The organism is Sinisalibacter lacisalsi, assembly GCF_014640115.1.
GTDB lineage: Bacteria > Pseudomonadota > Alphaproteobacteria > Rhodobacterales > Rhodobacteraceae > Sinisalibacter > Sinisalibacter lacisalsi.
Map to the genome: position 1 here is coordinate 842,588 of NZ_BMGI01000001.1, position 25,655 is coordinate 868,242.

At 67.9% G+C, this 25,655-nt stretch carries 28 protein-coding genes; 17 read left to right on the top strand and 11 right to left on the bottom strand.

Annotation, left to right across the window (positions count from 1 at the left end; all coding sequences use genetic code 11):
* The first annotated feature begins 64 nt into the window (after positions 1 to 64).
* Complete coding sequence (locus IEW01_RS04235) at positions 65 to 424, top strand: hypothetical protein (RefSeq protein WP_188526332.1); 360 nt, start codon at positions 65 to 67, stop codon at positions 422 to 424.
* On the opposite strand, the gene IEW01_RS04240 is transcribed toward IEW01_RS04235, so the two are convergent.
* Both IEW01_RS04240 and nth read right to left on the bottom strand, forming a co-directional pair.
* Entirely contained in the window at positions 421 to 1,386 is a 966-nt protein-coding gene (locus tag IEW01_RS04240; protein WP_188526676.1) for an adenosine kinase, read from the bottom strand. The two genes, IEW01_RS04235 and IEW01_RS04240, sit on opposite strands and share 4 nt — an antisense overlap.
* Before the next feature lie 35 nt (positions 1,387 to 1,421).
* A complete protein-coding gene (gene nth / locus IEW01_RS04245; RefSeq protein WP_188526333.1) occupies positions 1,422 to 2,066 on the bottom strand; it encodes an endonuclease III in 645 nt (214 codons plus the stop codon).
* Positions 2,067 to 2,307: 241 nt separating this feature from the next.
* On the opposite strand from nth, the gene IEW01_RS04250 reads away from it, so the two are divergent.
* The 9 genes from IEW01_RS04250 to IEW01_RS04290 all read left to right on the top strand — a co-directional run bounded on the left by IEW01_RS04250 (position 2,308) and on the right by IEW01_RS04290 (position 11,098).
* Positions 2,308 to 3,174 carry a methylated-DNA--[protein]-cysteine S-methyltransferase gene (locus tag IEW01_RS04250; protein WP_188526334.1) on the top strand — a complete coding sequence of 289 codons (867 nt, stop codon included), beginning with the start codon at positions 2,308 to 2,310 and terminating at the stop codon, positions 3,172 to 3,174.
* A 109-nt stretch (positions 3,175 to 3,283) separates the two neighbouring features.
* A complete protein-coding gene (locus IEW01_RS04255; RefSeq protein ID WP_188526335.1) occupies positions 3,284 to 3,916 on the top strand; it encodes a YiaD family glycine zipper/OmpA-like lipoprotein in 633 nt (210 codons plus the stop codon).
* Between the two features lie 108 nt (positions 3,917 to 4,024).
* Positions 4,025 to 4,777: an FCD domain-containing protein gene (locus IEW01_RS04260; protein ID WP_188526336.1), complete on the top strand. Its 753-nt coding sequence runs from the start codon at positions 4,025 to 4,027 to the stop codon at positions 4,775 to 4,777.
* Between the two features lie 63 nt (positions 4,778 to 4,840).
* A complete protein-coding gene (locus tag IEW01_RS04265) occupies positions 4,841 to 6,271 on the top strand; it encodes an FAD-linked oxidase C-terminal domain-containing protein (RefSeq protein WP_188526337.1) in 1,431 nt (476 codons plus the stop codon).
* Between the two features lie 119 nt (positions 6,272 to 6,390).
* Positions 6,391 to 7,536 carry an FAD-binding protein gene (locus tag IEW01_RS04270; protein ID WP_188526338.1) on the top strand — a complete coding sequence of 382 codons (1,146 nt, stop codon included), beginning with the start codon at positions 6,391 to 6,393 and terminating at the stop codon, positions 7,534 to 7,536.
* Positions 7,536 to 8,816 (top strand): glycolate oxidase subunit GlcF, encoded by a 1,281-nt coding sequence (gene glcF, locus IEW01_RS04275; protein ID WP_188526339.1) that lies wholly within the window; start codon positions 7,536 to 7,538, stop codon positions 8,814 to 8,816. The genes IEW01_RS04270 and glcF overlap by 1 nt, the downstream gene beginning before the upstream one ends.
* 78 nt (positions 8,817 to 8,894) lie before the next feature.
* On the top strand, positions 8,895 to 9,701 hold the full coding sequence (locus IEW01_RS04280; protein ID WP_188526340.1) for a trypsin-like serine peptidase: 807 nt from the start codon (positions 8,895 to 8,897) through the stop codon (positions 9,699 to 9,701).
* 30 nt (positions 9,702 to 9,731) lie between these two features.
* Positions 9,732 to 10,514, top strand: coding sequence for a trypsin-like serine peptidase (locus IEW01_RS04285; RefSeq protein ID WP_229738054.1), 783 nt, complete (start codon positions 9,732 to 9,734; stop codon positions 10,512 to 10,514).
* A 122-nt stretch (positions 10,515 to 10,636) separates the two neighbouring features.
* Positions 10,637 to 11,098 carry an Hsp20 family protein gene (locus IEW01_RS04290; RefSeq protein WP_188526342.1) on the top strand — a complete coding sequence of 154 codons (462 nt, stop codon included), beginning with the start codon at positions 10,637 to 10,639 and terminating at the stop codon, positions 11,096 to 11,098.
* Positions 11,099 to 11,170: 72 nt separating this feature from the next.
* Here the strand turns inward: IEW01_RS04290 and IEW01_RS04295 are convergent, their stop codons facing one another.
* From IEW01_RS04295 to IEW01_RS04305, 3 genes are all read right to left on the bottom strand, one after another.
* Positions 11,171 to 13,336 (bottom strand): esterase-like activity of phytase family protein, encoded by a 2,166-nt coding sequence (locus tag IEW01_RS04295; protein WP_188526343.1) that lies wholly within the window; start codon positions 13,334 to 13,336, stop codon positions 11,171 to 11,173.
* 87 nt (positions 13,337 to 13,423) lie between these two features.
* Entirely contained in the window at positions 13,424 to 13,825 is a 402-nt protein-coding gene (locus tag IEW01_RS04300; RefSeq protein ID WP_188526344.1) for a hypothetical protein, read from the bottom strand.
* A 105-nt stretch (positions 13,826 to 13,930) separates the two neighbouring features.
* Complete coding sequence (locus tag IEW01_RS04305) at positions 13,931 to 15,409, bottom strand: NAD-dependent succinate-semialdehyde dehydrogenase (protein ID WP_188526345.1); 1,479 nt, start codon at positions 15,407 to 15,409, stop codon at positions 13,931 to 13,933.
* Between the two features lie 56 nt (positions 15,410 to 15,465).
* Between IEW01_RS04305 and IEW01_RS04310 the strand changes: the two genes are divergently transcribed.
* On the top strand, positions 15,466 to 16,263 hold the full coding sequence (locus IEW01_RS04310; protein ID WP_188526346.1) for a hormone-sensitive lipase: 798 nt from the start codon (positions 15,466 to 15,468) through the stop codon (positions 16,261 to 16,263).
* 51 nt (positions 16,264 to 16,314) lie between these two features.
* Positions 16,315 to 17,022: a hypothetical protein gene (locus IEW01_RS04315; protein ID WP_188526347.1), complete on the top strand. Its 708-nt coding sequence runs from the start codon at positions 16,315 to 16,317 to the stop codon at positions 17,020 to 17,022.
* Positions 17,023 to 17,028: 6 nt separating this feature from the next.
* On the opposite strand, the gene IEW01_RS04320 is transcribed toward IEW01_RS04315, so the two are convergent.
* From IEW01_RS04320 to IEW01_RS04335, 4 genes are all read right to left on the bottom strand, one after another.
* The gene (locus IEW01_RS04320) at positions 17,029 to 17,586 is read right to left on the bottom strand and encodes a hypothetical protein (protein WP_188526348.1); all 558 of its coding nucleotides are present in this window, start codon (positions 17,584 to 17,586) and stop codon (positions 17,029 to 17,031) included.
* Positions 17,587 to 17,651: 65 nt separating this feature from the next.
* Entirely contained in the window at positions 17,652 to 18,644 is a 993-nt protein-coding gene (locus IEW01_RS04325) for a P1 family peptidase (RefSeq protein WP_188526349.1), read from the bottom strand.
* A gap of 136 nt (positions 18,645 to 18,780) precedes the next feature.
* The gene (locus IEW01_RS04330; protein WP_188526350.1) at positions 18,781 to 19,521 is read right to left on the bottom strand and encodes a glucose 1-dehydrogenase; all 741 of its coding nucleotides are present in this window, start codon (positions 19,519 to 19,521) and stop codon (positions 18,781 to 18,783) included.
* Positions 19,522 to 19,597: 76 nt separating this feature from the next.
* Positions 19,598 to 19,831, bottom strand: a complete 234-nt coding sequence (locus IEW01_RS04335) for a SlyX family protein (RefSeq protein ID WP_229738056.1) — start codon at positions 19,829 to 19,831, stop codon at positions 19,598 to 19,600.
* Positions 19,832 to 19,882: 51 nt separating this feature from the next.
* On the opposite strand from IEW01_RS04335, the gene IEW01_RS04340 reads away from it, so the two are divergent.
* The 4 genes from IEW01_RS04340 to hisG all read left to right on the top strand — a co-directional run bounded on the left by IEW01_RS04340 (position 19,883) and on the right by hisG (position 23,650).
* Positions 19,883 to 20,191 carry an SH3 domain-containing protein gene (locus IEW01_RS04340; RefSeq protein ID WP_188526351.1) on the top strand — a complete coding sequence of 103 codons (309 nt, stop codon included), beginning with the start codon at positions 19,883 to 19,885 and terminating at the stop codon, positions 20,189 to 20,191.
* Between the two features lie 63 nt (positions 20,192 to 20,254).
* A complete protein-coding gene (hisS, locus tag IEW01_RS04345) occupies positions 20,255 to 21,874 on the top strand; it encodes a histidine--tRNA ligase (RefSeq protein ID WP_188526352.1) in 1,620 nt (539 codons plus the stop codon).
* The gene (locus tag IEW01_RS04350; protein ID WP_188526353.1) at positions 21,867 to 22,955 is read left to right on the top strand and encodes an ATP phosphoribosyltransferase regulatory subunit; all 1,089 of its coding nucleotides are present in this window, start codon (positions 21,867 to 21,869) and stop codon (positions 22,953 to 22,955) included. The genes hisS and IEW01_RS04350 overlap by 8 nt, the downstream gene beginning before the upstream one ends.
* A complete protein-coding gene (hisG, locus tag IEW01_RS04355) occupies positions 22,952 to 23,650 on the top strand; it encodes an ATP phosphoribosyltransferase (protein ID WP_188526354.1) in 699 nt (232 codons plus the stop codon). The genes IEW01_RS04350 and hisG overlap by 4 nt, the downstream gene beginning before the upstream one ends.
* A gap of 105 nt (positions 23,651 to 23,755) precedes the next feature.
* Here hisG and dtd read toward each other — a convergent pair whose 3' ends face one another.
* Both dtd and IEW01_RS04365 read right to left on the bottom strand, forming a co-directional pair.
* Positions 23,756 to 24,193 carry a D-aminoacyl-tRNA deacylase gene (dtd, locus tag IEW01_RS04360; RefSeq protein WP_188526355.1) on the bottom strand — a complete coding sequence of 146 codons (438 nt, stop codon included), beginning with the start codon at positions 24,191 to 24,193 and terminating at the stop codon, positions 23,756 to 23,758.
* Entirely contained in the window at positions 24,190 to 25,092 is a 903-nt protein-coding gene (locus IEW01_RS04365) for a carbohydrate kinase family protein (RefSeq protein WP_188526356.1), read from the bottom strand. The genes dtd and IEW01_RS04365 overlap by 4 nt, the downstream gene beginning before the upstream one ends.
* 138 nt (positions 25,093 to 25,230) lie before the next feature.
* Here IEW01_RS04365 and IEW01_RS04370 point away from each other — a divergent pair, with 138 nt between their 5' ends.
* Positions 25,231 to 25,644: an Hsp20/alpha crystallin family protein gene (locus IEW01_RS04370; protein ID WP_188526357.1), complete on the top strand. Its 414-nt coding sequence runs from the start codon at positions 25,231 to 25,233 to the stop codon at positions 25,642 to 25,644.
* Positions 25,645 to 25,655: the final 11 nt, after the last annotated feature.

The following is a 25,655-nucleotide window of genomic DNA, read 5'->3' on the forward strand; positions in this document are numbered from 1 at the left end:
GATAACCGCCCGGCGTTGAGCCGCAAGGCCCGTTCGCCTAATCTCGCCGCGAAAGGGAGTGACGATGGACCTGGACAGGCGCGCGGACAAGCTGGCGAGATTGATCGAGGCCCGGCTCGATGCGGGTGGCACCGGGCTGGAAGCCAAGGTCGCGCACGCCGGTCGGCGCTTGCCGAAGTACCTGCGGCGCGAGCTTGGCTATATCGTCGAGGCGATGCGGATGCAGGCGAGTCCCAGGCTTTCCCGCCAGATCGACTGGGCGCGGGTCGAGCGCGCCTTCGCCGCCGCCGAGCGCTACCTGCGCCGTGTCGACCCGTGGGACAGGCGACGGGGCATTGCGCTCGACTGGCTCGCGGGCAACGCCTTCAACCTCCTGATCGTGGCGGCGCTGGTGGCGGCGGTGATCGCCTGGCGCGGGCTCTAGCCGGCCCGGACTTCGAGCCCGTAAGCCCGGAATTTCGCCTTCAGGTCGGCTTCCACCCGCGCGCCGAGGTGGCTGATCACCTCGCTGCCCGCGATGTTGGCCATGGTGCCGCAGGTTTCGAGATCATGGCCCTCGACCAGCCCCCAGAGGAAGGCGCCGGCGAACAGATCGCCCGCGCCGGTGGCGTCGACCACTTTCGTGGGCACGGCGGGGCAGTGAATGCGCGCCCCGCCCGCGAGGATATGCGCCCCGTGCGCGCTCTCGGTGCAGACCACGCATTCCACGTCGACGGCGGCCTTCTGCAGCGCGCTGTCGAAATCGGTGTCATACATCGCCTCGATCTCGGCGCGGTTGGCGAACAGAAGGTCGACATCCTCGCGCAGCATCCGGGCGAAGGCCGCGTGGTGACGGTCGATGCAGAACGGGTCGGAGAGCGTCAGCGCAACCTTGCCACCCGCGCCCTTGGCTGCCTTGATCGCCTTGGCGAAGGCCTCGTGGCTTCCCGGTCCGTCGAAACGGTAACCTTCGAGGAAGATCCACTCGGCATCGGCCATCATCGCCTCGTCGATGTCGGCGGGTGAGAGGTGCTCGGTGACGCCGAGATAGGTGTTCATGCTGCGCTCGCCATCGGGGGTGACGAGCACGATGCAGCGGCCGGTTTCGTGCGCATGGTCCTTGTCGGCCAGAGGCACCTCGTAGGTCACGCCCTGCGCGCGCAAGTCATGCGCGAAGATGCGGCCGAGCTGGTCGTCTTTCACCTTGCCGACGTAGGCCGCAGCCCCGCCAAGGTGGGCGAAGCCGGCGATGGTGTTGGCCGCCGAGCCACCCGACATCTCGGTGGCCGGGCCGATGCGGTCGTAAAGCTCCACCCCGCGGTTCTGGTCGATCAGTTGCATGATCCCCTTCTCTACGCCGTTGTCGGCGAGAAAGGCATCGTCGCAATGCGAAAGCACGTCGACCATCGCGTTGCCGATGCCGACGAGCTGGAAGCGTTTGGTCACAGGGTTTTCTCCTCGTATTGGCACAAGTCGCGGATGATGCAGGCGCCGCACTTGGGCTTGCGGGCGACGCAGATGTAGCGGCCGTGCAGGATCAGCCAGTGGTGCGCATGCAGGGCGAAATCGGCGGGCACGTTGTCTTCGATCGCGCGCTCGACGGCCACCACGTCCTTGCCGGGGGCGATGCCGGTGCGGTTGCCGACGCGGAAGATATGCGTGTCGACCGCCTGCGCCGGGTAGCGCCACCACATGTTGAGCACCACGTTGGCCGTCTTGCGCCCCACGCCGGACAGGCTTTGCAGCGCGGCGCGGGAATTGGGCACCTCGCCGTCATACTCCTCGACGAGGATGCGGCTGAGCTTGATGACGTTCTTGGCCTTCTGGCGGAACAGCCCGATCGTCTTGATATGCTCGATCAGCCCCTCTTCGCCCAGGGCCAGCATCTTCTCGGGCGTGTCGGCGATCTGGAACAGCGTCCGGGTGGCCTTGTTCACGCCCGCGTCGGTGGCTTGCGCCGAAAGCGCGACGGCCACGACAAGCGTGTAGGCGTTGACGTGTTCCAGCTCGCCCTTCGGTTCGGGCTCGGCTTCGCGGAAGCGGCGGAAGATCTCGCGGATCGTTTTATAGGGCAGTTGCTTGGCCATGCGCCTTGGTATCGGGGGTTTGGCGGGGCAAGGCAAGCGCCCGGAAACGATAAAACCCAGACCGTTTCACCGGGGCCTTTTGCGCGGGGGCTTTTGCGTGATGGCGATGCGCCCCTTGGGGATCGGCCGGACCGGCGCCGCGCCCGATCTCGCCACCTCGCCCCGGGGCGGCGAAATGCGCAGGATTCGGGTCGCGCGCCCCGAGCGCCCGGCCTAATCTTGCCGCGAAGGAGGCAAGGCGATGCCGAACAAAGCCGATACGCCCGAGGCGGCGCGCCCCGAGGGCCACTACCATTACCAGGTGATTCGCCGCGCGATCGAGGCGATCGATGCGGGCGGGCCGCAGATGCGGCTCGATGCGCTGGCGGCAGAGGTTGGCATGAGCCCCGCGCATTTCCAGCGCCTGTTTTCGAATTGGGTGGGGGTGAGCCCGAAACGCTACCAGCAATACCTCACGCTCGACCACGCCCGCAGCCTGCTGGCCGACCATTTCAGCACCCTCGACGTGGCCGGGGCCGTGGGCCTTTCGGGCTCGGGGCGGTTGCATGATCTGTTCATCCGCTGGGAAGCGATGAGCCCCGGCGACTATGCCCGGCGCGGCGCGGGGCTGACGATCCGCTGGGGATGGTTCGATGGCCCCTTTGGGCGGATGCTTGCCATGGCCACGGCGCGGGGCCTCTGCGGCCTCGCCTTCGCCGAGGAGACCGGAGATGCGGCGGCGATGGCCGACATGCGCGCGCGCTGGCCGGAAGCGGCGTTCGTGGAAGATCCGGCCGGGCTCGAGCCCTGGGTCGCGGCGGCGCTGGGCCAGACCGGCGAAGCACGGCTGCACCTCATCGGGGCGCCGTTTCAGATCAAGGTCTGGGAGGCGCTGCTTGCGATCCCCTCGGGCCAGGTGACCACATATGGCGAGATCGCGCGCGCCATCGGCAATCCCGGCGCCGTGCGCGCGGTGGGCACGGCGGTGGGGCGCAACCCGGTGTCGTGGCTGATTCCCTGCCACCGGGCGCTGCGCAAGTCGGGCGCGCTCGGCGGCTATCACTGGGGCCTGCCGGTCAAGCGCGCGCTGCTTGCATGGGAGGCGGCGCGGGCCGATGCCGGGGCCTGACCCCCACCGGCGGTTTGTCGCTGAATACAGCGACTTGCGTGTATTGCCCCCTATATGTTCCCGCAAAACACGTTAGAATTGATCCGACTCGAAATTCTGGGAGGGGCCTATGTCCATCATGAAACCTGTTCTCGTTGCACCGCTGGCGGCGCTGCTGCTGCTGTCCGCTTGTGAAAACGCCGGCGAGCGCCAGAGAATTGGGGCCGGAACCGGGGCCGTGGCCGGGGGCATTCTCGGCGGCGTGCTTGGAGGCAGCCCGGGCACTGCGGCGGTTGGTGCCGTTGGCGGCGCAATCGTGGGCGGCGCAATCGGGTCTGAGCTCGACAAGCAGGCGGGCGAATTGCGCGGCGCCTTCGACGATGACCGCATCGGCGTGGTCAACACGGGCTCGTCGCTGGTGGTGACGATGCCGCAGGATATCCTGTTCGCGACCGACAGCGCCCAACTGACGATGAGCCTGCGCTCGGATCTCGGCGTGCTCGCCCGACATCTCAACAAGTACTCCAGGTCGAATATCCAGGTCGTTGGCCACACCGACAATACCGGCTCGGCGAACTACAACCTGAACCTTTCGCGCCAGCGCGCGGCGGCCGTTGCCAACACACTGATCGGAAACGGCGTTTCGTCGGCACGGATCACCGCGATCGGTCGCGGCGAGGATCAGCCCATCGCCTCGAACCTCACGGCCGAGGGCCGGGCGCTGAACCGTCGCGTCGAGATCGTGATCATTCCGATCCGGTAAGAACCGCGGAAAAACACCTCTTTGGGCCGGGCCATGCGCCCGGCCTTTTGCCGTGGACACATCATCGGATCGGCCCCTATCGTCGGGGTGGCGCGACGGGAGAAGGCCATGCCGTTCGAAAAGGTGCATTCGGAAAAGCTCGCCTCGGCGGTGGTGCGCCAGATCGAATTGCTGATCCTGCGGGGGATTCTGCGGCCGGGAAAACGCCTTCCGGCAGAGCGGGAACTTGCAGAGCGGATGGGGGTTTCGCGCCCGAGCCTGCGCGAGGCGCTGGGCGATCTGCAGGCGGCGGGGTTGCTGGTTTCGCGCCCCGGGGCGGGGGTTTTCGTCGCCGACGTGCTCGGTTCCGCCTTTTCGCCGGCATTGGTGCGGCTGTTCTCGACCCACGATGAGGCGCTGTTTGATTCGATCACCTTTCGCCGCGACATGGAATCGCTCGCGGCCGACCGCGCCGCCCGGTTCGGCTCCGATACCGATCTCGCGGTGATCCAGGCCGCGCTCGACAAGCTCGAGGCGGCCGGCCCAAAGACCGCCGCCGAACGCGACGCCGATTTCCACATCGCGATCCTTGAGGCCAGCCACAACGTGATGCTGCTGCACATGATGCGTTCGATGTTCGACCTGCTGGCGGCGGGGGTGTTCTATAACCGCGAGGCCGTGTTCGCGCGCGACAGCACCCGTGACGCCCTGATGCACCAGCACCGCGCGATCAACGCGGCGATCCAGGCGCGCGACCCGGCCGCCGCGCGGGCGGCGGTGGCGGCTCATCTTGATTACGCGTTGGAAGCGATCCGCGACATTCGACAGGCGGAGGCGAACGAGGCCGTCGCCCGCCAGCGCCTGCGGCACGACCGCGAATGACCGGGGCTGCTTGCCAGGCAGGCGGAATTGGTTATTAATTCTGACCAATAGGGAGGATTGCCCATGCAGATGCCGGAGCCGAGGGCAGACATTCTCACCGGCAGGGCGCGGATCGTCGAGCGGCTGCGGGCGGCGCTGCCCCCGGGCGCGGTGATCGACGACGCGATCGAACTCAAGGTCTACGAATGCGACGGGCTTGCCGCCTACCGCTGCCCGCCGATGTGCGCCGTGCTGCCGGGATCGACTGCGGAGGTTTCGGCGGTGATGCGGATCTGCAACGAGGAAGGCGTGCCGGTGGTGCCGCGCGGCTCGGGCACCTCGCTCTCGGGCGGCGCGCTGCCCACCGCCGACAGCGTGCTGCTCGGTGTGGCGCGGCTGAACGGCGTGCTGGAAGTGGATTACGACAACCGCTTCATCCGGGTCGAGGCCGGGCGCACCAACCTCAGCGTGACCGGGGCGGTGGAGCAGGACGGGTTTTTCTACGCGCCCGACCCGTCGAGCCAGCTCGCCTGCGCCATCGCCGGCAATATCGCGATGAACTCGGGCGGCGCGCATTGCCTGAAATACGGTGTGACCACCAACAACCTTCTGGGCGTGACCATGGTGATGGCCGACGGTGAGGTGGTGGAGATCGGCGGCGCGCATCTCGACGCGGGCGGGCTTGACCTGCTCGGGCTGGTCTGCGGCTCGGAAGGGCAACTCGGCGTGGTGACGGAGGCGACCTTGCGCATCCTCGCCAAGCCCGAGGGCGCGCGCCCCGTGCTCGTCGGCTTCGACAGTTCCGAGGTGGCGGGCCAATGCGTGAGCGACATCATCAAGGCGGGCATCGTGCCGGTGGCGATCGAGTTCATGGACCGGCTCACGATCCGCGCGGCGGAGGCGCATGTGGCGGCGGGCTATCCCGATTGCGAGGCGCTCCTGATCATCGAGGTGGAAGGCAGCGCGGGCGAGATCGACGACCAGCTCGGCCGGATCATCGCGATCGCCAAGGCGCATGACCCGGTGGAGATCCGCGAGAGCGGCTCGGCCGCCGAGAGCGAGCGGATCTGGAAGGGCCGCAAGACCGCCTTCGGCGCGATGGGCCAGATCAACGATTACATGTGCCTCGACGGCACCATCCCGGTGAGCGAGTTGCCGTTCGTGCTGCGCCGCATCGGCGAGCTGGGGGCGGAGTATGGGCTGGACGTGGGCAATGTTTTCCATGCCGGTGACGGCAACATGCACCCGCTGATCCTTTACGACGCCAACAAGCCCGGCGATCTCGAGAAGGCCGAGGCGCTGGGCGCCGATATCCTCAGGCTCTGCGTCGAAGTGGGCGGCTGCCTCACCGGCGAGCACGGCGTGGGGGTGGAGAAGCGCGAGATCATGACGGCGCAATACGGGGCCGACGATCTGGAAATCCAGATGCAGGTGAAAGACGTGTTCGACCCGCAATGGATTCTCAACCCCGCCAAGGTGTTTCCGCTCGAGGTGAGCGCGGGGCGCAGATCGTAACGCGGGCGGGGGGCGCTGCCCCGCGGAACCCTGACCGAACGGGCCTGAGCCCGTTCGCAAACCTGGCAGGCGATTTCGCTTGTCGAAATCGCCGAGAAGGCCGGAGTATTTCTGCCAAGATGAAGATCACGAGCGAACAGGAACTGGCCGAAGCGATCCGCGGCGCAAACGGGCCCTTCCGGGTGCGCGGCGGCGGCACCCGCGACATCGGCAAGCCGGTGGTGGGTGAGGCACTGGAGCTGGGCATGTCCGGCATCGAGCTTTACGAGCCGGCGGCGCTTACCCTGGTGGTGCGCGCCGGCACGCCGCTGGCCGAGATCGAGGCGGTGCTGGCGGGCGAGGGGCAGCGGCTGGCCTTCGAGCCGATGGATCACCGGGTCATGCTGGGCACGAAAGGCGAGCCGACGATCGGCGGCGTGGTGGCGGCCAACGTCTCGGGGCCGCGCCGCATCCAGGCCGGGGCGGCCCGCGATTTCGCGATTGGCGCGCGCTTCGTCGATGGCTCGGGCCGGATCATCAAGAACGGCGGCCGGGTGATGAAGAACGTCACCGGCTATGACCTCGTGAAGCTCATGGCCGGAAGCTGGGGCACGCTCGGCGTTCTCACCGAAGTGAGCCTGAAGGTTCTGGCGATGCCGGAAACCGAGGCGACGCTGGTCGCGCGCGGCAAGGATGCCCGGCACGGGATCGCCGCGCTGGCGGCGGCGCTCGGCTCGCCCTGGGACATCACCGGGGCGGCCCATCTCGATCCGGGCGTTGCCGGGCCCGAGAGCGAAACCCGCGTGCGGATCGAGGGGCTGGCCGCCAGCGTCGACTACCGGATCGGGGCGCTCCAGCGCGAAATCTGCGCCGGCTGGGAGGTGCTTCGGGGTGACGAAAGCGCCGCGCTTTGGCGGCAGGTCCGCGACGTGGCCCCCTTCGCCGATGCGCCGGTCGTCTGGCGGCTGTCGGTGAAGCCCTCGGCCACGCCGGCGATCTCGCAGGCGCTCGGGCAGGCCGGGCTGGGCCACGCGGCCTTGTATGACTGGGGCGGCGGGCTGATGTGGATCGCGCCGGACCCGGAGCACGACGACGGCGGCGCGGAGGCGATCCGCGCGCAGATCGCGGCCCACGGCGGCCATGCGACGCTGGTGAAGGCGCCGGCAGACCTGCGCGCGCGAATTGATGTTTTCCAACCTCAGACCGGCGCAGTCGCGGCGCTCTCCCGGGGGCTCAAGCAGAAATTCGACCCAAGGGGCATACTCAATCCGGGGCTGATGGGCTGATGCAGACCTTTTTCACCGAAGACCAGCTGGAAGACCCGGGCATTGCGCGCGCCAACGAGATCCTGCGCGCCTGCGTGCATTGCGGCATGTGCACCGCGACCTGCCCGAGCTACCAGGTTCTGGGCGACGAACTGGACAGCCCGCGCGGGCGGATCTACCTGATCAAGGAGATGGTGGAGCAGGACCGCCCGGCGGATGAACGCACAGTGACGCACATCGACCGCTGCCTCTCCTGCCTTGCCTGCATGACGACCTGCCCGTCCGGCGTGCATTACATGCATCTCGTCGACCACGCCCGGGCGCATATCGAAAAGACCTATCGCCGCCCCTTCATGGACCGCTGGTTGCGCCGCGTCCTGGCCTGGGTGATCCCGCATCCCGGCCGGTTCAGGCTGGCACTGCGGGCGGCGACGCTGGGGCGGCCGTTCCGGGCGCTGATGCCCGACCGCCGCTTGCGCGCGATGCTCGACATGGCGCCCGACCGGTTGCCGCAGCCCAGCCCGGGCGACCGGCCGCAGGTCTTTGCCGTGGCCGGGCGCAAGAAGCGGGTGGCGCTGCTGACGGGCTGCGCCCAGCAGGTGCTCGACACCGATATCAACGCCGCCACCGTGCGGCTGCTCACCCGGCTCGGGGTGGAGGTGGTGGTGCCCGAGGGCATGGGATGCTGCGGCGCGCTCACCCATCACATGGGGCGCGAGGCCGATGCCCATGCGTCGGCGGCGGCCAACATCCGCGCCTTCATGGCCGAGGCGCGGGGGCAGGGGCTGGACGCGATCGTGATCAACACATCGGGGTGTGGCACCACGGTGAAGGACTACGGCCACATGTTCCGCACCGATGCGCTGGCGGAAGACGCGGCGACGGTGTCGGCGCTGACGAAAGACATCACCGAGTTTCTCACTGAGCTGGGCATTCCCGAGGCCGACATGGGGATGCGTGTGGCCTACCATTCCGCCTGCTCGCTCCAGCATGGCCAGAAGGTGAAGGACGCACCGAAGGACTTGCTGCGGCGCGCCGGTTTCGAGGTGGTGGAGCCGGTCGACAGCCATTTGTGCTGCGGCTCGGCGGGCACCTATAACCTGATGCAGCCCGAGATCTCGGCCGAGTTGAAGGCGCGCAAGGTGGCGACGCTGGAGGCGCGCGCACCGGAGGTGATCGCGGCGGGCAACATCGGCTGCATGGTGCAGATCGGCTCAGCCACCGCGGTGCCGGTGGTGCACACGGTGGAACTGCTCGACTGGGCGCTGGGCGGGCCGAAACCGGCCAAGCTCGGCGGTTGAGGCGATTCCCGCGGTTGCCACATTCTCGCCCGATGCGCTTGTTATTCGGCGGTGAACAGCAAGAACCGGGCTTCGGGCATGAAGACATTGATCGCACTCCTCGCTTTTCTCGCGGCCCCCCTGGCGCTTCAGGCGGGCGAGGGCGGCGCGCTGCGCAGCCTGACGACGGGCGACGACAGCCGCGGCTGGGAGGGCGTGGGCCGGCTCGACATCGCGGGCGCAAGCTTCTGCACCGGGGCGCTGATCGCCGAAAATCTCGTGCTGACGGCCGCCCACTGCCTCTATGACAAGGCGACGGGCCGCCGCTTCGCGCCCGAGGAGATCGAGTTTCTCGCCGGCTGGCGGGCAGGGCGCGCGGCGGCGTACCGCGGCGCGCGGCGCGCGGTGGCGCACCCGGATTACCTGCCCGACGGCGAAGACCGCGCCAGCGATCTCGCCCTGATCGAGCTGGACCAGCCGATCCGCAACAGCCGGGTTGTGCCCTTCGCCACCGGCGATCTGCCCTTCCTGGCCCGCGAGGTGGGCGTGGTGTCCTACGCCCATGATCGCGCCGAGATGCCTTCGATGCAGAACATCTGCAACGTGTTGGGGCGTTCGGGGGCGACGCTCGTGCTCGATTGCGAAGTCGATTTTGGATCGTCGGGCGCACCGGTGTTCGAGTTTTCCACAGGCGCGCCCCGGATCGTTTCGGTGGTTTCCGCCAAGGCCTTCGCCGGCGATGCCGAGGTTTCGCTCGGCACCGATCTGTCCGCGCCGCTGGCGGAGTTGCGCGCGATGCTGGCGGCGGAAGGCGACGGGGTGTTCACCCGCGCGCGTCCGACCGTGACCAGGCTCGACAATGGCGCGGCGGCCAACCGCACCGGCGCCAAGTTCGTGCGGCCCTGAGCGATGCGCGGCTGGGCGCAAGGGCTTGCCATGGCGGTTGGCCTCGCGCTGGCCGCCCCGGCAATGGCCGACAACACCGGGCTCGACCGGCTCACCCTTCGCAGCGATCTGGTCGGGTGGGAGGCGGTCGGGCGGCTCGATCTCGGCGACGGGTTCTGCACCGGGGTGCTCGTGGCCCCTGATCTCGTGCTCACCGCCGCGCATTGCCTGACCGAGGCGCAAACCGCGGGCCGGGTGGACCGGCTGATGTTTCGCGCCGGGCTGCGTGACGGCGAGGCGGTGGCGCAGGCCGCCGTCGCGCGCGCGGTTATGCACCCGGACTATCGGCCGGCAGCGGGGGCGAGCGCGGAGAACATCCGCCATGACCTGGGCCTCGTGCAACTCTCCACGCCGATCCCGGCCGCCGTCGCCGCGCCCTTCCTGGTGCAGAGCCTGCCACGGGCAGGCACCGCGGTGAGCGTGGTTTCCTATGCCAGCGGAAGGGCTGAGGCCCCGGCGCGGCAGGCGGTCTGCACCGTGCGGGGCCGCCAGTCGGGGCTGCTGGCGTTCGACTGCGACGTCACCTTCGGCGCGTCGGGTGCGCCGGTGTTCGACCTTGCGGACCGGCGCGCACGGATCGTTTCGCTGATCTCGTCGGGCGGGGCGAGGGAGAGCGGCATGGTCGCCTTCGGCATGGAGCTGCCCGCCGCGGTCGCGGACCTGAAACATGCGCTGCGCACCGGGGCGGGGGTTTTCCCCGAATCGGACTTCAGCGCGCGCCGGCTGACCGTTGGCGAGCGCGGCGCGAGCGGGGCGCGTTTCGTGCGCCCCTGACGGGTCTTGAACGCCGAAAAAATGCGCCTACCTCGATGATGCGGGCGCCGCCGAGCGGGTCCGTTTTCTGCCCGTCCCTTCGGGAGGGCCTCACCAAGTTGTCGCTCAATGGAGGATGACCCATGCGCAATTTTGACCTTTCGCCGCTCTACCGTGCCACCGTCGGTTTCGACCAGCTTGCCGACATGATGGACCGGGTGTTCACCAACGACGTGAGCCGCGAGACCTACCCCCCCTACAATATCGAGAAAACCGGCGATGATGCCTGGCGCATCACCGTAGCCGTGGCAGGTTTCACCGACGCGGAACTGAACGTCGAGGTGAAGGAGAACGCGCTGCTGATCTCCGCCCGCAAGGCCGAGGACGAGACGCCGCGCACCTACCTGCATCGCGGTATCGCGACCCGCGCCTTCGAGCGCCGCTTCCACCTTGCCGATCACGTGCGGGTGACGGGCGCGGTGCACGAGAACGGGCTGTTGCACATCGACCTGGTGCGCGAGGTGCCCGAGGCGCTGAAACCGCGCCGGATCGAGATCGCCGCGGCGAAGGACATCGAAGGCAAGGCCAAGGCCATCGAAGGCTGAGCCTCGGGTCCAACGACCCTGACAGAAAAAGGGAGGGGCGATGCCCCTCCCTTCGTGTTTTTTGCGGCAGGATCAGTCGAGCGTACCGATGGTGAAGAACATCGTCTCGCCCGAATGGTCATCGACACCATCGTTGTCGGTCGAGATCCAGGCGGTGCCGTCGGCGGCGATCGCGAGGCCCTCGACCTTGTCGAGCACATAGCCGCCGGTCGAGGTGAGGTCCGCGATCAGGTCGCGCACCACCTCGCGGCTCACCACCGGCAGTTCGCCGCCGAGCGCCGCGGGGACCATCTCGGAAGCGGGCACGCGGGTGACGAGCTTGGTCACCGCGGCGGTGCCGAGCTGGTTGTCGCGCTCCACGAGGTAGACCCAGTCGCCGTGGGCGGTGATTTCCGAGAGGCCAACCCAGCCGTAGTCTGGCGCCGTCTTCTCGTAATGCACCGCGCCCCATTCACCGCTTTCGGTGTTGTAGGCGAGGAGTTTCACGTGGTTCTCGGGGTCGTCCGCCCATTCGCGCTGCACGGCCATCCAGAGCGTGTCGCCAACCTTGGTGATCCCCTCGAAGCCGAAGCGCTTTTCGACGGCCATGAGCGCCGCCGGCAGCCCGATCTCCTGCTTGATCTCGCCCTCGGCGTTCACGTGGTAAAGCGCGTGCGGGATGACGCGGTCGGTGCGGCCTTCGGAGGCCAGCCAGAAACCGCCCTCGCCATCGAGGGTGATGCCCTCGATATCGAGTTTCTGGGCCGGTCGGCCCGCGCGGTTGATGCCGATCGCGTCGACGATCCGGGCCGGCGTTGCCGAGGTGTCGATCTTGAAGATCGTCGGCTGGTAGCCATAGAAGCTGTCATTCACGGCCCAGACGATGCCGCCCTCGTCGGCGACCATGCCCGAGATCGCGCCCCAGCCGGTCAACTCGTCCATCCCTGCGGAGGTGAGATGCGGGTAAGCCGGCGCCGCGTCCTGGTATTCGTAGAGCATCACGTGAGCACGGGCAGCGCCATCCTCGATCCCGTCAAACTCGTTGGCGGTTGCCAGAAGGTTGCGCTCGGGGATCGCCACGGCGCCCTCGGGCGAGATGCCCGACGGAAGAAGCTGCTTCAAAACCGGGTTCGCCGGGTCGGTCATGTCGTAGACACCGACGACCGATGCACGCTCGGCCAGCAGGAACAGGTAGGGCGTGCCGCCGAAAACGGCGAATTCCATGCCCTCGGGTTCCACGCCCTTGGCGTCGGAACGGCGATCCGGATAGTGGCCGATCTGCACAACGGCGTGCTCGAAGGCCGGACCCGATTCATGAACGACCGTGCCGTCCTTGCGGAACACGGTGAACCCGCGCGACCCGCCGTCCATGTCGCCCTCGTTGGCGGTAACGAAATGATCGTTGTCGATCCACTGAATGCCGTCGGGCTCACGCACGACGCCCGCTTGCGACTCGTCGAAGATCAGGGCGGCGCGTTCGTCGGTGGCGTCGATGCCCTCGAGGTCGACCGCGCCGGCCGAGAAGTGGCTCACGACCTCGCCGGTGGAAGACAGAACGACGATGTGGTTGTTCTCCTGAAGCGTCACGACGATCTCGCCCGCGGCGTTCACGTCGACGAACTCGGGCTCCGGATCCTCGGGCGCGATCTCGGCAAGGCCGGTCACGTCGGCGCGGATCTGCTGGTCGCAAAGCATCATGCCCGCCCCGTCGAGCGGAACGATGGCGACCCAGCCGGCCGGCATTTGCGGCACCCGGCCGTCGCCGGCATCTTCGTCACGCTCGTTCTCGATGGCGACGGTCACGAACGCCCCGTCCGGCGCGACGGCCGTCGAATCGGGCTGGCCGCCGAGGTCGCAGCGTCCGGCTTCGGTGCCGGTGGCGAGGTCGATGTGCAGCAGGTAGCCCGAGGGCTCGATGTAGCTTTCCGACGTGTTGACGCCCGCGAACACGGTATTGCCATGCGTCGAGACGGCGGTGGGTTCGCCGTCGAGAGTGATATTGCCAAGCGGCAGGGGATTGGCCGGGTCGGTAATGTCGACAAGGCCGATCACACCGAGCGGGCTGTCGGAATAGGCGAGCGTCATGCCATCGGCGCTGGCCGCGATGATCTCGGCCGAGCTTTCGCGGGCGACATCTTCGCCCTCGGCCATGTTCGAGGCCACCGGGAACGAGGCGATGCGGTTGAAATTCATCTCGGCGTTTGCTGCGCCTGCCATCAGGGCAAGAGCCGAGGTGAGGGTGAGAAGGGTGGCTTTCATGGGATCCTCCGGGAAATACCGATCTGCCGGAGGTGACCCCGCGACATTACAGGAGCGTGACGCCTGCATGACGGGTCGGTGAAATCCTCAGCGATCCGTGAGCCCGCGGAACAGGACCTTGCCGGCGCCGATCTCGCCCACCCATTTGCCGCCGCCGCCTTCGCCGCAATAATCCCAGTTGCCGGTGAAGCTGGTATAGCCCGGGTTGAACTGCAGCGTGACCGCGCCCCAGTGGTTGGAGCCGTCGACGGCGCTGTCGCAGGTGACGCCTGAACCCGACTCGATCCAGGTGCCGGTAATCACCGGGCCCGACGCGCCGAGGCGCATCTGGCCGATGATCCGGCCGTTGTCGTAGTCATAGGGCGCGAAGATGCGCAGCTCACCCGGCGTGTCAGGGAGCGTCATCGTGTTGTAGCTTGTCGAGCAGTCGCCCGCCTGCGCGCCTGTTGCGAAAACAATCGCGGTGAACATCATCATAATGCGGTTCATGGCATGCCCTCCTTTGCGCGCAAGATCGGGCAAACGCGGCGGCCCCCGCCATGATCGGGCGCAAATCGGGCGCGGTCGGCAGCGATCGGCCGACCGCGCCCTGGCTCAGATCGCCATGCAGATGTATTTCATCTCGAGGAAATCCTCGATCCCGTGGCGCGAGCCCTCGCGGCCGAGGCCCGATTGCTTGACCCCGCCGAAGGGGGCGACCTCGGTGGAAATGATCCCGGTGTTGACCCCGACGATGCCGTATTCCAGCGCCTCGGCCACCTTGTAGACGCGGCTGAGGTCGCGGGCATAGAAGTAGGAGGCGAGCCCGAAAATCGTGTCGTTGGCCTTCGCGATCACGTCGTCCTCGTCGGTGAAGGAAAACAGCGGTGCGAGGGGGCCAAAGGTTTCGTCTTGCGCGAATTCCATCTCCGAGGTCGCGCCGGTGACGATCGTCGGCTGGAAGAACAGCCCGCCCTTCTCGTGATGGTCGCCGCCGAGGATCACCTCGGCACCCTTGGCGCGCGCGTCGGCGATGTGTTCCTCCACCTTCTTCACCGCGTCCTCGCTGACCAGCGGCCCAAGCTCGGTGCCCTCGTCGAGCCCGTCGCCCACATGCATCTTGCCTACCGCCTCAGCGAGCTTTTTGGCGAATTCATCGTAAACGCCTTCCTGCACGTAGATCCGGTTGGCGCAGACGCAGGTTTGCCCGTTGTTGCGGAACTTCGACGCGATCGCGCCCTGCACGGCGGCATCGAGATCGGCGTCGTCGAAGACGATGAAGGGGGCGTTGCCGCCCAGCTCCATCGAACACTTTTTCACCTGGTCGGCGGCCTGCCGCAGCAGGATGCGGCCCACGAAGGTGGAGCCGGTGAAGGTGATCTTGCGCACCGCGTGGTTCTCGGAAAACTCCTTGCCGATGTCGGAGCTTTTCGACGAGGTCACCACGTTGAACAGACCCTTGGGCAGGCCCGCGCGTTCGGCCAGAACCGCCAGCGCCAGGGCCGACAGCGGGGTTTCGCCCGCCGGCTTGGCCACCACGCCGCAGCCCGCGGCGAGCGCGGGGCCGACCTTGCGGGTAATCATCGCGTTGGGAAAGTTCCACGGCGTGATCGAGGCCACCACGCCAACGGGCTGCTTGATCACCTGAAGGCGCATGTTGGGCAGGTGCGGCGGGATCGTCTCGCCATAGATCCGCTTGCCCTCCTCGGCGAACCACTCGATGAAGCTGGCGCCGTAGGCGATCTCGCCCATCGCTTCCTTGACCGGCTTGCCCATCTCGGCGGTGAGGATGAGAGCGAGATCCTGCTGGTTCTCCATCATCAGGTTGAACCACGCGCGCAGTATATTGGCGCGTTCCTTCGCGGTGAGCGCCTGCCACCCCTTCATCGCCGCTTCGGCCGCGGCAATGGCGCGGGCGGTTTCATCGCGGCCGAGATCGGCCACTTCGCAGATCACGTCGCCACGGGCGGGGTTTGTGACGGGGAAGGTGGCGCCGTCGTCGGCGTCGATCCATTCGCCGGCCACGAAGGCCTTGGTGGCGATCAGTGACGGGTCTTTCAGGAGCGAGGCGAGATCGGTTGCGTCGCGCGGCATTTTGGTCTCCCTTGTTGGTCCGGGGCGCGCATGCTGGCTCCGAAGGAGGGCGCCCGATGGATTACGATCTCGCATATGCTAACGCCGATTTCATCCCGAATGCCATGGCCTATCCGCCGCGCTGGGCACGCGAGGCGGAGGAATGGCGCGCCGCGCGCAAGGATCGTGCGCGGCTGGGGCTGAGCTATGGGGATGGCGCGCGCAACGCGCTCGATCTGTTCCTGCCGGACGGCGAGGCGCGCGGGCTCGTCGTCTTCGTGCATGGCGGCTACTGGCTGAAATTCGCGCGCGGAGACTGGTCGGGCTTTGCCGCCGGGCCGGTGAAGCGCGGCTGGGCAGTGGCGATGCCCTCCTACACGCTCGCCCCCGGCGCGCACATTCGCGAGATCACTGGCGAGATCGCGGTGGCGGTGACGCGCGCGGCGGCGGAGGTGGCGGGGCCGATCGCGCTTACCGGCCATTCGGCGGGGGGCCATCTCGTGGCGCGGATGAACTGCGCCGACGTGGCCCTGCCCGACGATCTGGCCGCGCGGATCGCCCGGATCGTGCCGATCTCGCCGGTCGGCGACCTGCGCCCGCTGATGCGCACGCGGATGAACGCCGATCTGCGCCTCGATGCCGCTGAGGCCGAAGCCGAAAGCCCCACGCTCTGCACCGAGCGGCGCGGGATCGACACCCGCGTCTGGGTGGGTGCCGAGGAACGGCCGGCCTTTCTCGATCAGGCCGACTGGCTGACCGAGGCCTGGCCCGAGGCGCGGCTTCGCATTGCCCCCGGGCGGCACCATTTCGACGTGATCGACGCGCTGAAAGACGCCGACAGCGCTGTCGTCGCCGATCTGGTCGGGCGCGATTGACAGGCCCGGTGCGCGGACCAGAATACGCGCGCCTTCCGGAGACCGAATCCCATGCGTTTGCCTCTGTTCCTTGCCCTTGCCGCCCTCCTGCCGGGTGCCGTGTTCGCCGAACAAGCGATGTGCGAATACCGCCACCCCGACCGGCCTTCATGGGATTTCTTCGCGGCCTGCACCGTCGACGAGGCCACGCAGAATGGGGTGGTGACGCTCCGGGCCAGTGTGATGAACGGTTCGCGCTTCACGATCGAAGCCGCGGCTGACGGTTTGGCGGACGCAAAGGTAAACGGGCTTGCCGCCATCCGGCTGGATCGCGAGGACGCGCGCTGTTACCGGACCGAGGCGGAGGCGGAGCTTGTCTGTCTGCATCCGCGTGACGCCGCCCCCGCCGCGGGGCCTGCCCCGGCCCCGGAAGCGGCAAATGCCGACATCGGCTTCGGAGGCGGGCAGGCCGGGTTCTGCCTGCTCACCGCGCGTGAAGGCGGGGTTGAGGTGCTCACCGAATACGGCGCTTGCGTGAAGCGGGAGAATTGCGTCGCCAGCGACGCGGGCGGCACCACTTGCCTTACGGATTACGATTGGAAAAGCGGCCGGCTGAGCGAAATGGCCCGCGCCGAGGGCTGGCAGACGCTTGATGGCGCGACGGTGGAAGCGGGTGAACAGGGCTGCTTCACCGATGCGCGGGGTGGTGTTCGGTTCTGCTTCTCGCCCCGGGCGATGACGGCGGCGGCGCACCCCGTGCTCGCCACCGTCAGCCCATGAACGCGGTCAGCGGCCGAATTCCTTCAGGCCGTTGAAGTCGATCTCTTCGAGGATGGCAATCATCACTTCCGGATCCGCCCCCGAAGCCTGAACGATGATCCGCCCGTCGATCAGCCCGGTGAGATCGCCGTCGTCAAACAGGAACTTCTCGCGCCCGACCCGGTGGGTCTTCAGCCCCATGATCGCGGCGTTCGAGATCATGCCGCCGAACATCGCCACCATCGGGTTGTCGGCCATGATCGAGATCGTGAAGGTCTCGGTGCCGTCGCTATAGGTCGCCTCGGCCGCCGCGCCGCCGCCGAGGAAGGAAAGGCCGACGTTCATGTCGCTCTCGCCGATCTCGCGGGTCCATCCGTCGGGCGGCTCGGGCAGGAAACTGGTGAGCTCCTGCGCCGACATCGCCTGCAGGAGCTGTTTGGCGTAGTCGAGCTCCTCGATGGCATACTTGATGTCGCCGTCCTCGTAGGCTTGCAGCGCCGAGGAAAGCGTGTCGGTCACTTCGTCGGCCAGCGCCGGGTTGGCGACGGACAACATCAAGAGAGCGAATGAAGTAGCGCGAAACATTGGGGCCTCCCATTGGCATTTCAGGTCACGATAGCCGCGAAGCTCGCACCGATCCTTGATCGGCGTCAAACTCCACCGAAACGGTTCGCCCAGGCGGGCAGGGGGTCGCCCGGCGCCGGCCTTGCGGCATGCACGCCGCGGGCGATCGCGCGCGCCAGGCAGATCGCGGCGGCATGGCCGAGGCGCAGCGGATCGGCCTCGGGGTTGGCGAGCGGTTTCGCGCCGGTGGCGGCGGCGAAAACCAGATCACCGTCGAAGGGCGTGTGGCTGGGGAGCAGCGCGCGCGCCATGCCGTCATGTGCAGCCACGGCGAGCCGCGTGGCCTGCGCTTGCGTGAGCGCGGCGTCGGTCGCGACGATGGCGATGGTGGTGGCGGCGCGCGGCGTGAGCTTGGTGACAGGCTCCACGCCCGGGTCGAACCCGGTGACCGGCCCCAGCCCGCCGAACTCCGCCCCGAACTCCCAGGGCGCGGCCCAGAACCGGCCATCCGGCCCGGTGGCGCTGCCCACCGCGTTGACCACGACAAGCGCGCCCACGGTGAGGCCTCCCTCGAGCACCAGCGAGGCCGAGCCCAGCCCGCCCTTGAGATCGGCCAGTGTCGCCCCCGTGCCCGCGCCGATCGTGCCGAGCGCGAAATCCTCTGCCAGGGCGGCAAGCGCCTCCCGCCCGAGCCGTTTGTAGGGGTTTTCGGCCCAGTTCTTGTCGCCACCGTTCAGCAGATCGAAGGCAATCGCGCCGGGCACGATCGGCACCTTCTGCCCGCCCACGTCGAAGCCACGGCCCTGCGCGCGCAGCCTATCGGCCACGCCCGAGGCCGCGTCGAGCCCGAAGGCCGACCCGCCCGAAAGCACCAGCGCGTCAACCTCCTGCACCAGCTTGTCGGGCGCCAGCAGATCGGTTTCCCGCGTGCCCGGCGCGCCGCCCATCACGTGCACGGCGGCCACGAAAGGCGCCTCGCCCGCCAGCACGGTCACGCCGGTTTTCACCGTATCGTCGGCGGCATTGCCCACCTTCAGCCCTGCCACGTCGGTGATCAGGTTGCGCGCACCCGGTTTCATCGCATCTGTCCTTCTTGGGTCAATAAATACCTCGGGCCTTCTCGGCGACTTCGGCAAGCGAAGTCGCCTGCCAGGTTTACGAACGGGCATGTGCCCGTTCGTTCAGGGTGCGGGGGGCGCAGCCCGGGGCGAAACCTCAGATACAGCGCCCGCCGTCCACCTCCAGCGCCACCCCGGTGATCATGCCGGCTTCGTCGGAGCAAAGAAAGGCGGCGGCGTTGCCCATGTCTTCAGGCGTCGAGAACCGCCCGAGCGGGATGCTGGAGAGAAATCTCGCGCGGGCCTCGGGGGTATCCTCGCCCATGAAGCTCTGCAGAAGCGGCGTCTCCCCCGCCACGGGCGCGATCGCGTTCACCCGCACACCGAAGGCAGCCAGTTCCACCGCCATGGTCTTGGTCGCCGTGATCATCCAGCCTTTCGAGGCATTGTACCAGTTGAGGTTGGGCCGCGGCGAGAGCCCGGCGGTGGAGGCGACGTTGAGGATCACGCCCGCGCGCGCCGCCTTCATCCCCGGCACCAGGGCGCGCGCGGTGAGGTAGACCGACTTGGCATTCACGGCGAAGACCCGGTCGAACTCTTCCTCGCTCACCTCCTCCATCGGCTTGGGCAGGTGGGTGATCCCGGCATTGTTGACGAGGATATCCACCCGCCCGAAGGCGGCGCGGGCGGCCTCGGCCATGGCGGTGACCGAGGCGGCGTCGGAAACGTCGACCACCTGCGCCACCCCGTCGATCTCGCGGGCGACGGTGTCGGCGGCGTTCGCGTCGATGTCGGCGACCATCACCCGCGCGCCCTCGGCGGCGAACTTGCGCGCGATCCCGGCGCCGAAGCCCGACCCGGCACCGGTGACGATGGCGGTCTTGTCCTGTAGTCTCATGTCTGCCTCCAGTCTCGCGGCGAGATTGCGGTGAAGTCGGTGTCGGGGCAAGCCTCGAAGCCGTCGCGGCGGTGGCTTACCAATGCGGCGGGCGCTGGTCGGCGAGCGGAATCTCGGTGCCCTGTTCGGCCTGCCGCTCGGCCTCGCGTTCGACGACGAGGGAAAGGCGGCGGCGCAGCGCGGCGATTTCGCCGTCCTGCCGGGCGATCACGTCCGACAATTCCTCGACGGTGCGGCTGAGGTGCGCCACGCTTTCTTCCAGCAATGTCACCCGGTCGGTCATGGCGGTATCTCCCTTGACCCAGATCATAGCCGCTGCGCGCGCCGGGTGCGAGCCTTGCCGCAAAGAAAGGAGGGCGCGATGAAACGCTTTTCTCTGGCCCTTGCCGCCATGGGATTCGCCACGGCCGCGCTGGCTTATGACGGCGAGCAATACGTCACCTGCAATCTCGATCCGAACGGCGACAACTGGGTCGCGCTCAAGGCGGCGCCCGATCTGGGCTCGCAACGGCTGATGAAACTGGGCCCCGGCACCTTCCTGATCACCATGGAGCCCTATGCCAAGGGCAAGTGGCGGCAGGTGATCGTGCAGAAGGATATGCAGGATTGGTCCTATGCCGGCCCGAGCGGCTGGGTCTACACCGATTACATCTGCGAAATCCGCTATTGAGCGCCGCTTGCCCCGCGCAGGCGCCCGGGATAAACCGCGCCCGAGGTAACGATGGGACGAGCCATGGCCAAAGAGAAGAAGCAGCTCCGGCCCAAGGCCGAAACGCCCAAGGGGTTCCGCGACTACTTCGGCGCGGAGGTGGACGAGCGCAAGGCGATGCTCGACCGCATCGCCGAGGTCTATCACGCCTACGGCTTCGACGCGCTGGAAAGCTCGGCGGTGGAAACCGTGGAGAGCCTTGGCAAGTTCCTGCCCGATGTCGACCGGCCGAATGACGGCGTTTTCGCCTGGCAGGACGAGGACGAGAAGTGGCTGGCGCTGCGCTACGATCTCACCGCGCCGCTCGCCCGCGTCTATGCCCAGCACCGCAACGATCTGCCCACGCCCTACCGGCGCTACGCCATGGGCCCGGTCTGGCGTAACGAAAAGCCGGGGCCGGGGCGTTTCCGGCAGTTCTACCAGTGCGACGCCGACACCGTGGGCAGCGCCAGCATGGCCGCCGACGCCGAGATCTGCGCGATGCTGGCCGACACGCTGGAACATGTCGGCATCCCGCGCGGGGATTACGTGGTGCGGGTGAACAACCGCAAGGTTCTGAACGGGGTGCTGGAAGTGATGGGCGTGGCCGAGGGCGAGACCCGCGAGGCCGTGCTGCGCACCATCGACAAGTTCGACAAGGTGGGCGAAGCGGGCGTGCGCGAGCTTCTGGGCAAGGGGCGGCTGGATGCCTCGGGGGCCTATATCGACGGGGTGGGGCTGGACGAGGCGCAGGCCGAGCCGGTGATGGGTTTCCTTGCGGCGAAAAAAAAGGTGGTGGAGAGACTCGCCGCGGAGCTGGAAGGTCGGTCTGACTCGAATTCAGCGGATTACAGATTGCTCGCGAATGCTTGGTCCCTGGAGAATGGACCTGAACGCGCAAAAGGTAATTCGCACACACCTGAAACCGGAAAGGTCATTTCGGATAGGCTTTTGGGATACTTGTTGGAATTGGTTGGTTCGTCCGACCAAGGTCGCGAAGGTGTGCACGAGTTGCGCGAGATTGCCGACCTTCTCAACGCCCAAGGCTACGGCCCCGACCGCATCGTGATTGACCCCTCTGTCGTGCGCGGCCTCGGCTACTACACCGGCCCGGTCTTCGAGGCCGAGCTGACCTTCGAGATCACCGACGAGAAGGGCCGCCCGCGCCAGTTCGGCAGCGTGGCGGGGGGCGGGCGCTATGACGATCTCGTGGCCCGCTTCACCGGCCAGAGCGTACCGGCCACCGGCGTGTCAATCGGCGTCGATCGGCTGCTCGCCGCACTCCGCGCCAAGGGCCGCGTCGGCGGCAGCGCGCGCGGCCCGGTGGTGGTGACGGTGATGGACCGCGACCGCATGGCCGATTACCAGGCGATGGTGGGCGAATTGCGCCGGGCGGGCATTCGGGCCGAGGTCTACCTCGGCAACCCCAAGAACTTCGGCAACCAGATGAAATATGCCGACCGGCGCGGCTCGCCGATCGCCATCATCGAGGGTGGCGACGAGAAGGCGCGCGGCGTGGTGCAGGTCAAGGACCTGGTGCTCGGGGCCGAGATCGCCAAGAGCGCAACGCTGGAAGAGTGGAAGGATCGCCCCTCTCAACACGAGGTTTCCCGGGCGGAAATGTGCGATTTCGTCAAGGCGCTCTGGGACCAGTACAATGCCTGAAGCCGCCGCGATCCGCGACGAGGCGGCGCGTCTCCTTGCCTTTTTCGAGGGGCGGGGCGCGGTGCGGGTGGAAACCCCGGTGCTGCAACCGGCCGAAACCCTGCTCGACCTCTACGGCGAAGATATTCGCGGCCGCGCTTACGTGACCTCCGACCCGGTCGTGGGCGAGGCGATGCTGCGGCCCGACTTCACCGTGCCGGTGGTGCAGATGCACATGGAGCGCGGCGCCGAGCCCGCGCGCTACACCTATGCAGGCGAAGTTTTCCGCAAGCAGGAAGAAGCCACCCACCGCGCCCCGGAATACCTGCAGGTCGGCTACGAGGTGTTCGACCGCGCCGATCCGGCGGCGGCGGATGCGGAGGTGTTCTCGCTCATCGCCGAGGCGCTCGGCCCCCTTGGCCTGCGGGCCGCCACCGGCGATGTCGGGTTGCTGATCGCCGCCATCTCGGCGCTGACCACCACCGAGCGGCGCAAGGCCGCGCTCCTGCGCCACCTGTGGCGCCCGCGCCGCTTTCGCACCCTGCTCGATCGGTTCTCGGGCCGGGCCCCGGCGCCTCCGGGCCGGGCGGAACTGCTCGCGCGCCCCGATCCCATGGCCTGCGACGCGCCGCTGGTGGGGCTGCGTTCCGAGGCCGAGATTGCCGAGCGGATCGAGGCGCTGCGCGAGGACGCCGCCGCGCCGCCGATCCCCGACAACGAAGTGCGCCTGCTCGCCGATCTGATCGGCCTGCGCGAGACGGTGGACAACATCGCCGAGCACTTGCAGGATCTTGCCGTCGACATGCCCGCCATCGCCCCGGCCGTGTCGCGCTTCATCGCCCGGGCCGAAGCCCTGGCGGCACGTGGCGTGGACATTTCGCGACTCGACTTCGAAGGCTCCTACGGCCGCACCTCGCTGGAATATTACGATGGCTTCGTCTTCGGCTTCTACGCCGAATCCCGGCCCGATCTGCCCCCCGTCGCCACCGGAGGTCGCTACGACGCGCTCACCCGCGTGCTCGGGCAGGGCAGCGAGATCCCGGCGGTGGGCGCCGTGATCCGGCCCGAACTGGCGTTGCAGGTCGTGGAGGGGCGGGCATGAGCGTGAAGCTGGGGGTGCCCTCGAAGGGCCGGCTGATGGAGAAAACCTTCGACTGGTTCGGCGCGCGCGGCGTGCGGCTGGCGCTGAGCGGCTCCGAGCGGGAGTATGCCGGCGCGGTCGAGGGGGTGGACGGGCTCGAACTGGTGCTGCTCTCGGCCGGTGAGATCCCGCGCGAACTGGCGGCGGGACGCATTCACCTCGGCGTCACCGGCTCCGACCTCGTGCGCGAGAAACTCGGCGCCTGGGACGAGCAGGTGGCCGAACTGGAGCCGATGGGCTTCGGTCATGCCGACCTCGTGATCGCGGTGCCGAAAGCCTGGGTCGATGTCAGCACGCTCGACGATCTCGACGCGGTGGCCGCCGCCTTCCGTGCCCGGCATGGGTTCCGCCTGCGCATCGCCACCAAGTATCACCGCCTGGTGCGTGAGTACCTGCGCGAGCATGGCGTGGCCGATTACCAGCTGGTCGACAGCCAGGGCGCGACCGAGGGCACGGTGAAGAACGAAACCGCCGAAGCGATCGCCGATATCACCTCGACGGGTGAAACCCTGCGCGCCAACCACCTCAAGGTGCTCGCGGGCGGCCCGGTGCACCGCAGCCAGGCGACGCTGTTCAAGTCGCGCAAGGCGCGCTGGAGCGAAGCCGACCGCGCCGTGCTCTCCGAACTCAAGGCCCGGCTCGGGATCCGCGATTGACGGCGCCACGCGGTGCGCCTTCGGCGCGCTCATTTTTTTAGGGAGGGGGGCGCTGCCCCCCTTGTGACCCCCCGAGGTATTTTTTTTTGACCCAAGAAGAGCGGGTCAGGCTTCCATCCAGATCGTGACCGGGCCGTCGTTGACGAGGCTCACATTCATTTCGGCGGCGAACCGGCCCTGGGCGACGGTGATGCCCTCGGCGCGCAGCCGGCCCGCGAAATACTCGTAGAGCCGCTCGCCCTCGGCCGGGGTGGCGGCGGCGGAAAAGCCTGGTCGGTTGCCGCGCGAGGTATCGGCGGCGAGGGTGAACTGGCTCACCACCAGTGCCGCGCCGCCGGTATCGAGCAGGGAGCGGTTCATCTTGCCGGCTTCGTCCTTGAAGATCCGCAGTCGGGCGATCTTGCTGGCGAGCTTGTCGGCGTTGGCTTCGGCGTCTCCGTCCATGGCGCAGACCAGGATCAGCAGGCCGGGGCCGATCTCGCCAAGGGTTTCGCCGTCGACCCGCACGGCGGCTTCGCTCACGCGCTGGATCAGCGCCCTCACAGCTCGTGCTCCCACGGCGGGTTGGCGCCGGCGCGGCTGACGGTGATGGCGGCGGCGGCCACGCCCAGTTCCAGCGCCGGGGCGAGGGCCTCGGCGCTGAGCCCGGCGAGCCCCGCCTTGCTCAGGAGCCCGGCGCGCGCGAGCCCGGCAAGGAGCCCTGCGTTGAAGGTATCGCCCGCGCCGACGGTATCGACCACCTCGACGCGCTGCGCCGCCACGAAGCTTTCGCCCCCCGGCCAGAAGGCGCGCACGCCCTTGGCGCCCTCGGTGAGGCAGACGAGACGCGCCCCTCCGGCGAGAAGATCCTCGATGGTGGCGCCGATCCAGGCGAGGTCTTCATCCGACACCTTCACGATATCCGCCGCCCCGAGCATCGCCGCGATGCGGGCGCGGTAGCGTGGCTCGGCGGTGATGAAGCCGGGGCGGATGTTGGGGTCGAGCATCGTCACCCGCGCCCCCGCCTCGCGCAGCATCAGGGCTTCATAGGCCGCGCCGCAGGGGTCGCCGACGAGAGAGATGCCGCCGAAGAACAGCGCCTCGACGCTTTCCGGCAGATCGGGCAGGTCATCGGGCGAGAGCATCCGTCCGGCGGTGTTCTCGTCGTAGAAGGCGTATTGCGCGTGGCCGTCGGTGAGGGTGACGAAGGCGAGCGTGGTGGGCCTGGGCGAACGCCGTGCGAGGCCGGCGTCGACCCCCGAGGCGGTGAGGGCTTTGTCGAGCATCTGGCCGAAGAGATCGGTGGAGAGGCCGGAGAAGAACCCGGCTTGCTCGCCGAGCCGCCCCAGCGCGATGGCGGTGTTGAACACCGCGCCGCCGGGGTAGGGTGCGAAGGCGGGTTTGCCCGCCGCAGTCTCGCGCGGCAGCATGTCGATCAGGGCTTCGCCGCAGCACAGGATCATGGCTCGAACCTTTCGATGTTTGCGCAAACGGCTTAGCGCGCCTGCTGCGCCCAGGCAATCCGCGCGCGGCACGTTTTCGCGGACACCTCGAAAAACGATGAGGCGATCCCCATATGTGCGGTGAAAGGAGGGCTGATTATGGTTGAGAAATCGCACACTGGCCTGTGGCCATCTCTCTACGATCCCTTCCGCACTTTCGGTCAGAAGCTCGCCGAATTTCATTCCCCGGCATCTGACGCCAAGCTCGCGGATGACACCTACACGATCACCATGGAGCTTCCCGGCCTTGCCGAGAGCGACATTGAACTGACCGTGAATGACGGCGTCATGACCGTGCGCGGCGAGAAGAAGACCGAGCGCGAGGAAGAGGGTGACACGTGGTATTTCACCGAACGGCAGTACGGCGCGTTCACCCGCTCGTTCCGGCTTCCGCCCGACGCGGATGAGGCCGGGGTCGAGGCCGACCTCAAGGATGGCGTTCTGACCATCTCGGTTCCCAAGTCGGAACCGAAGGCCGAGGCCGCCAAGAAGGTCCAGATCAGGAAAAGCTGACCGGGACGGTG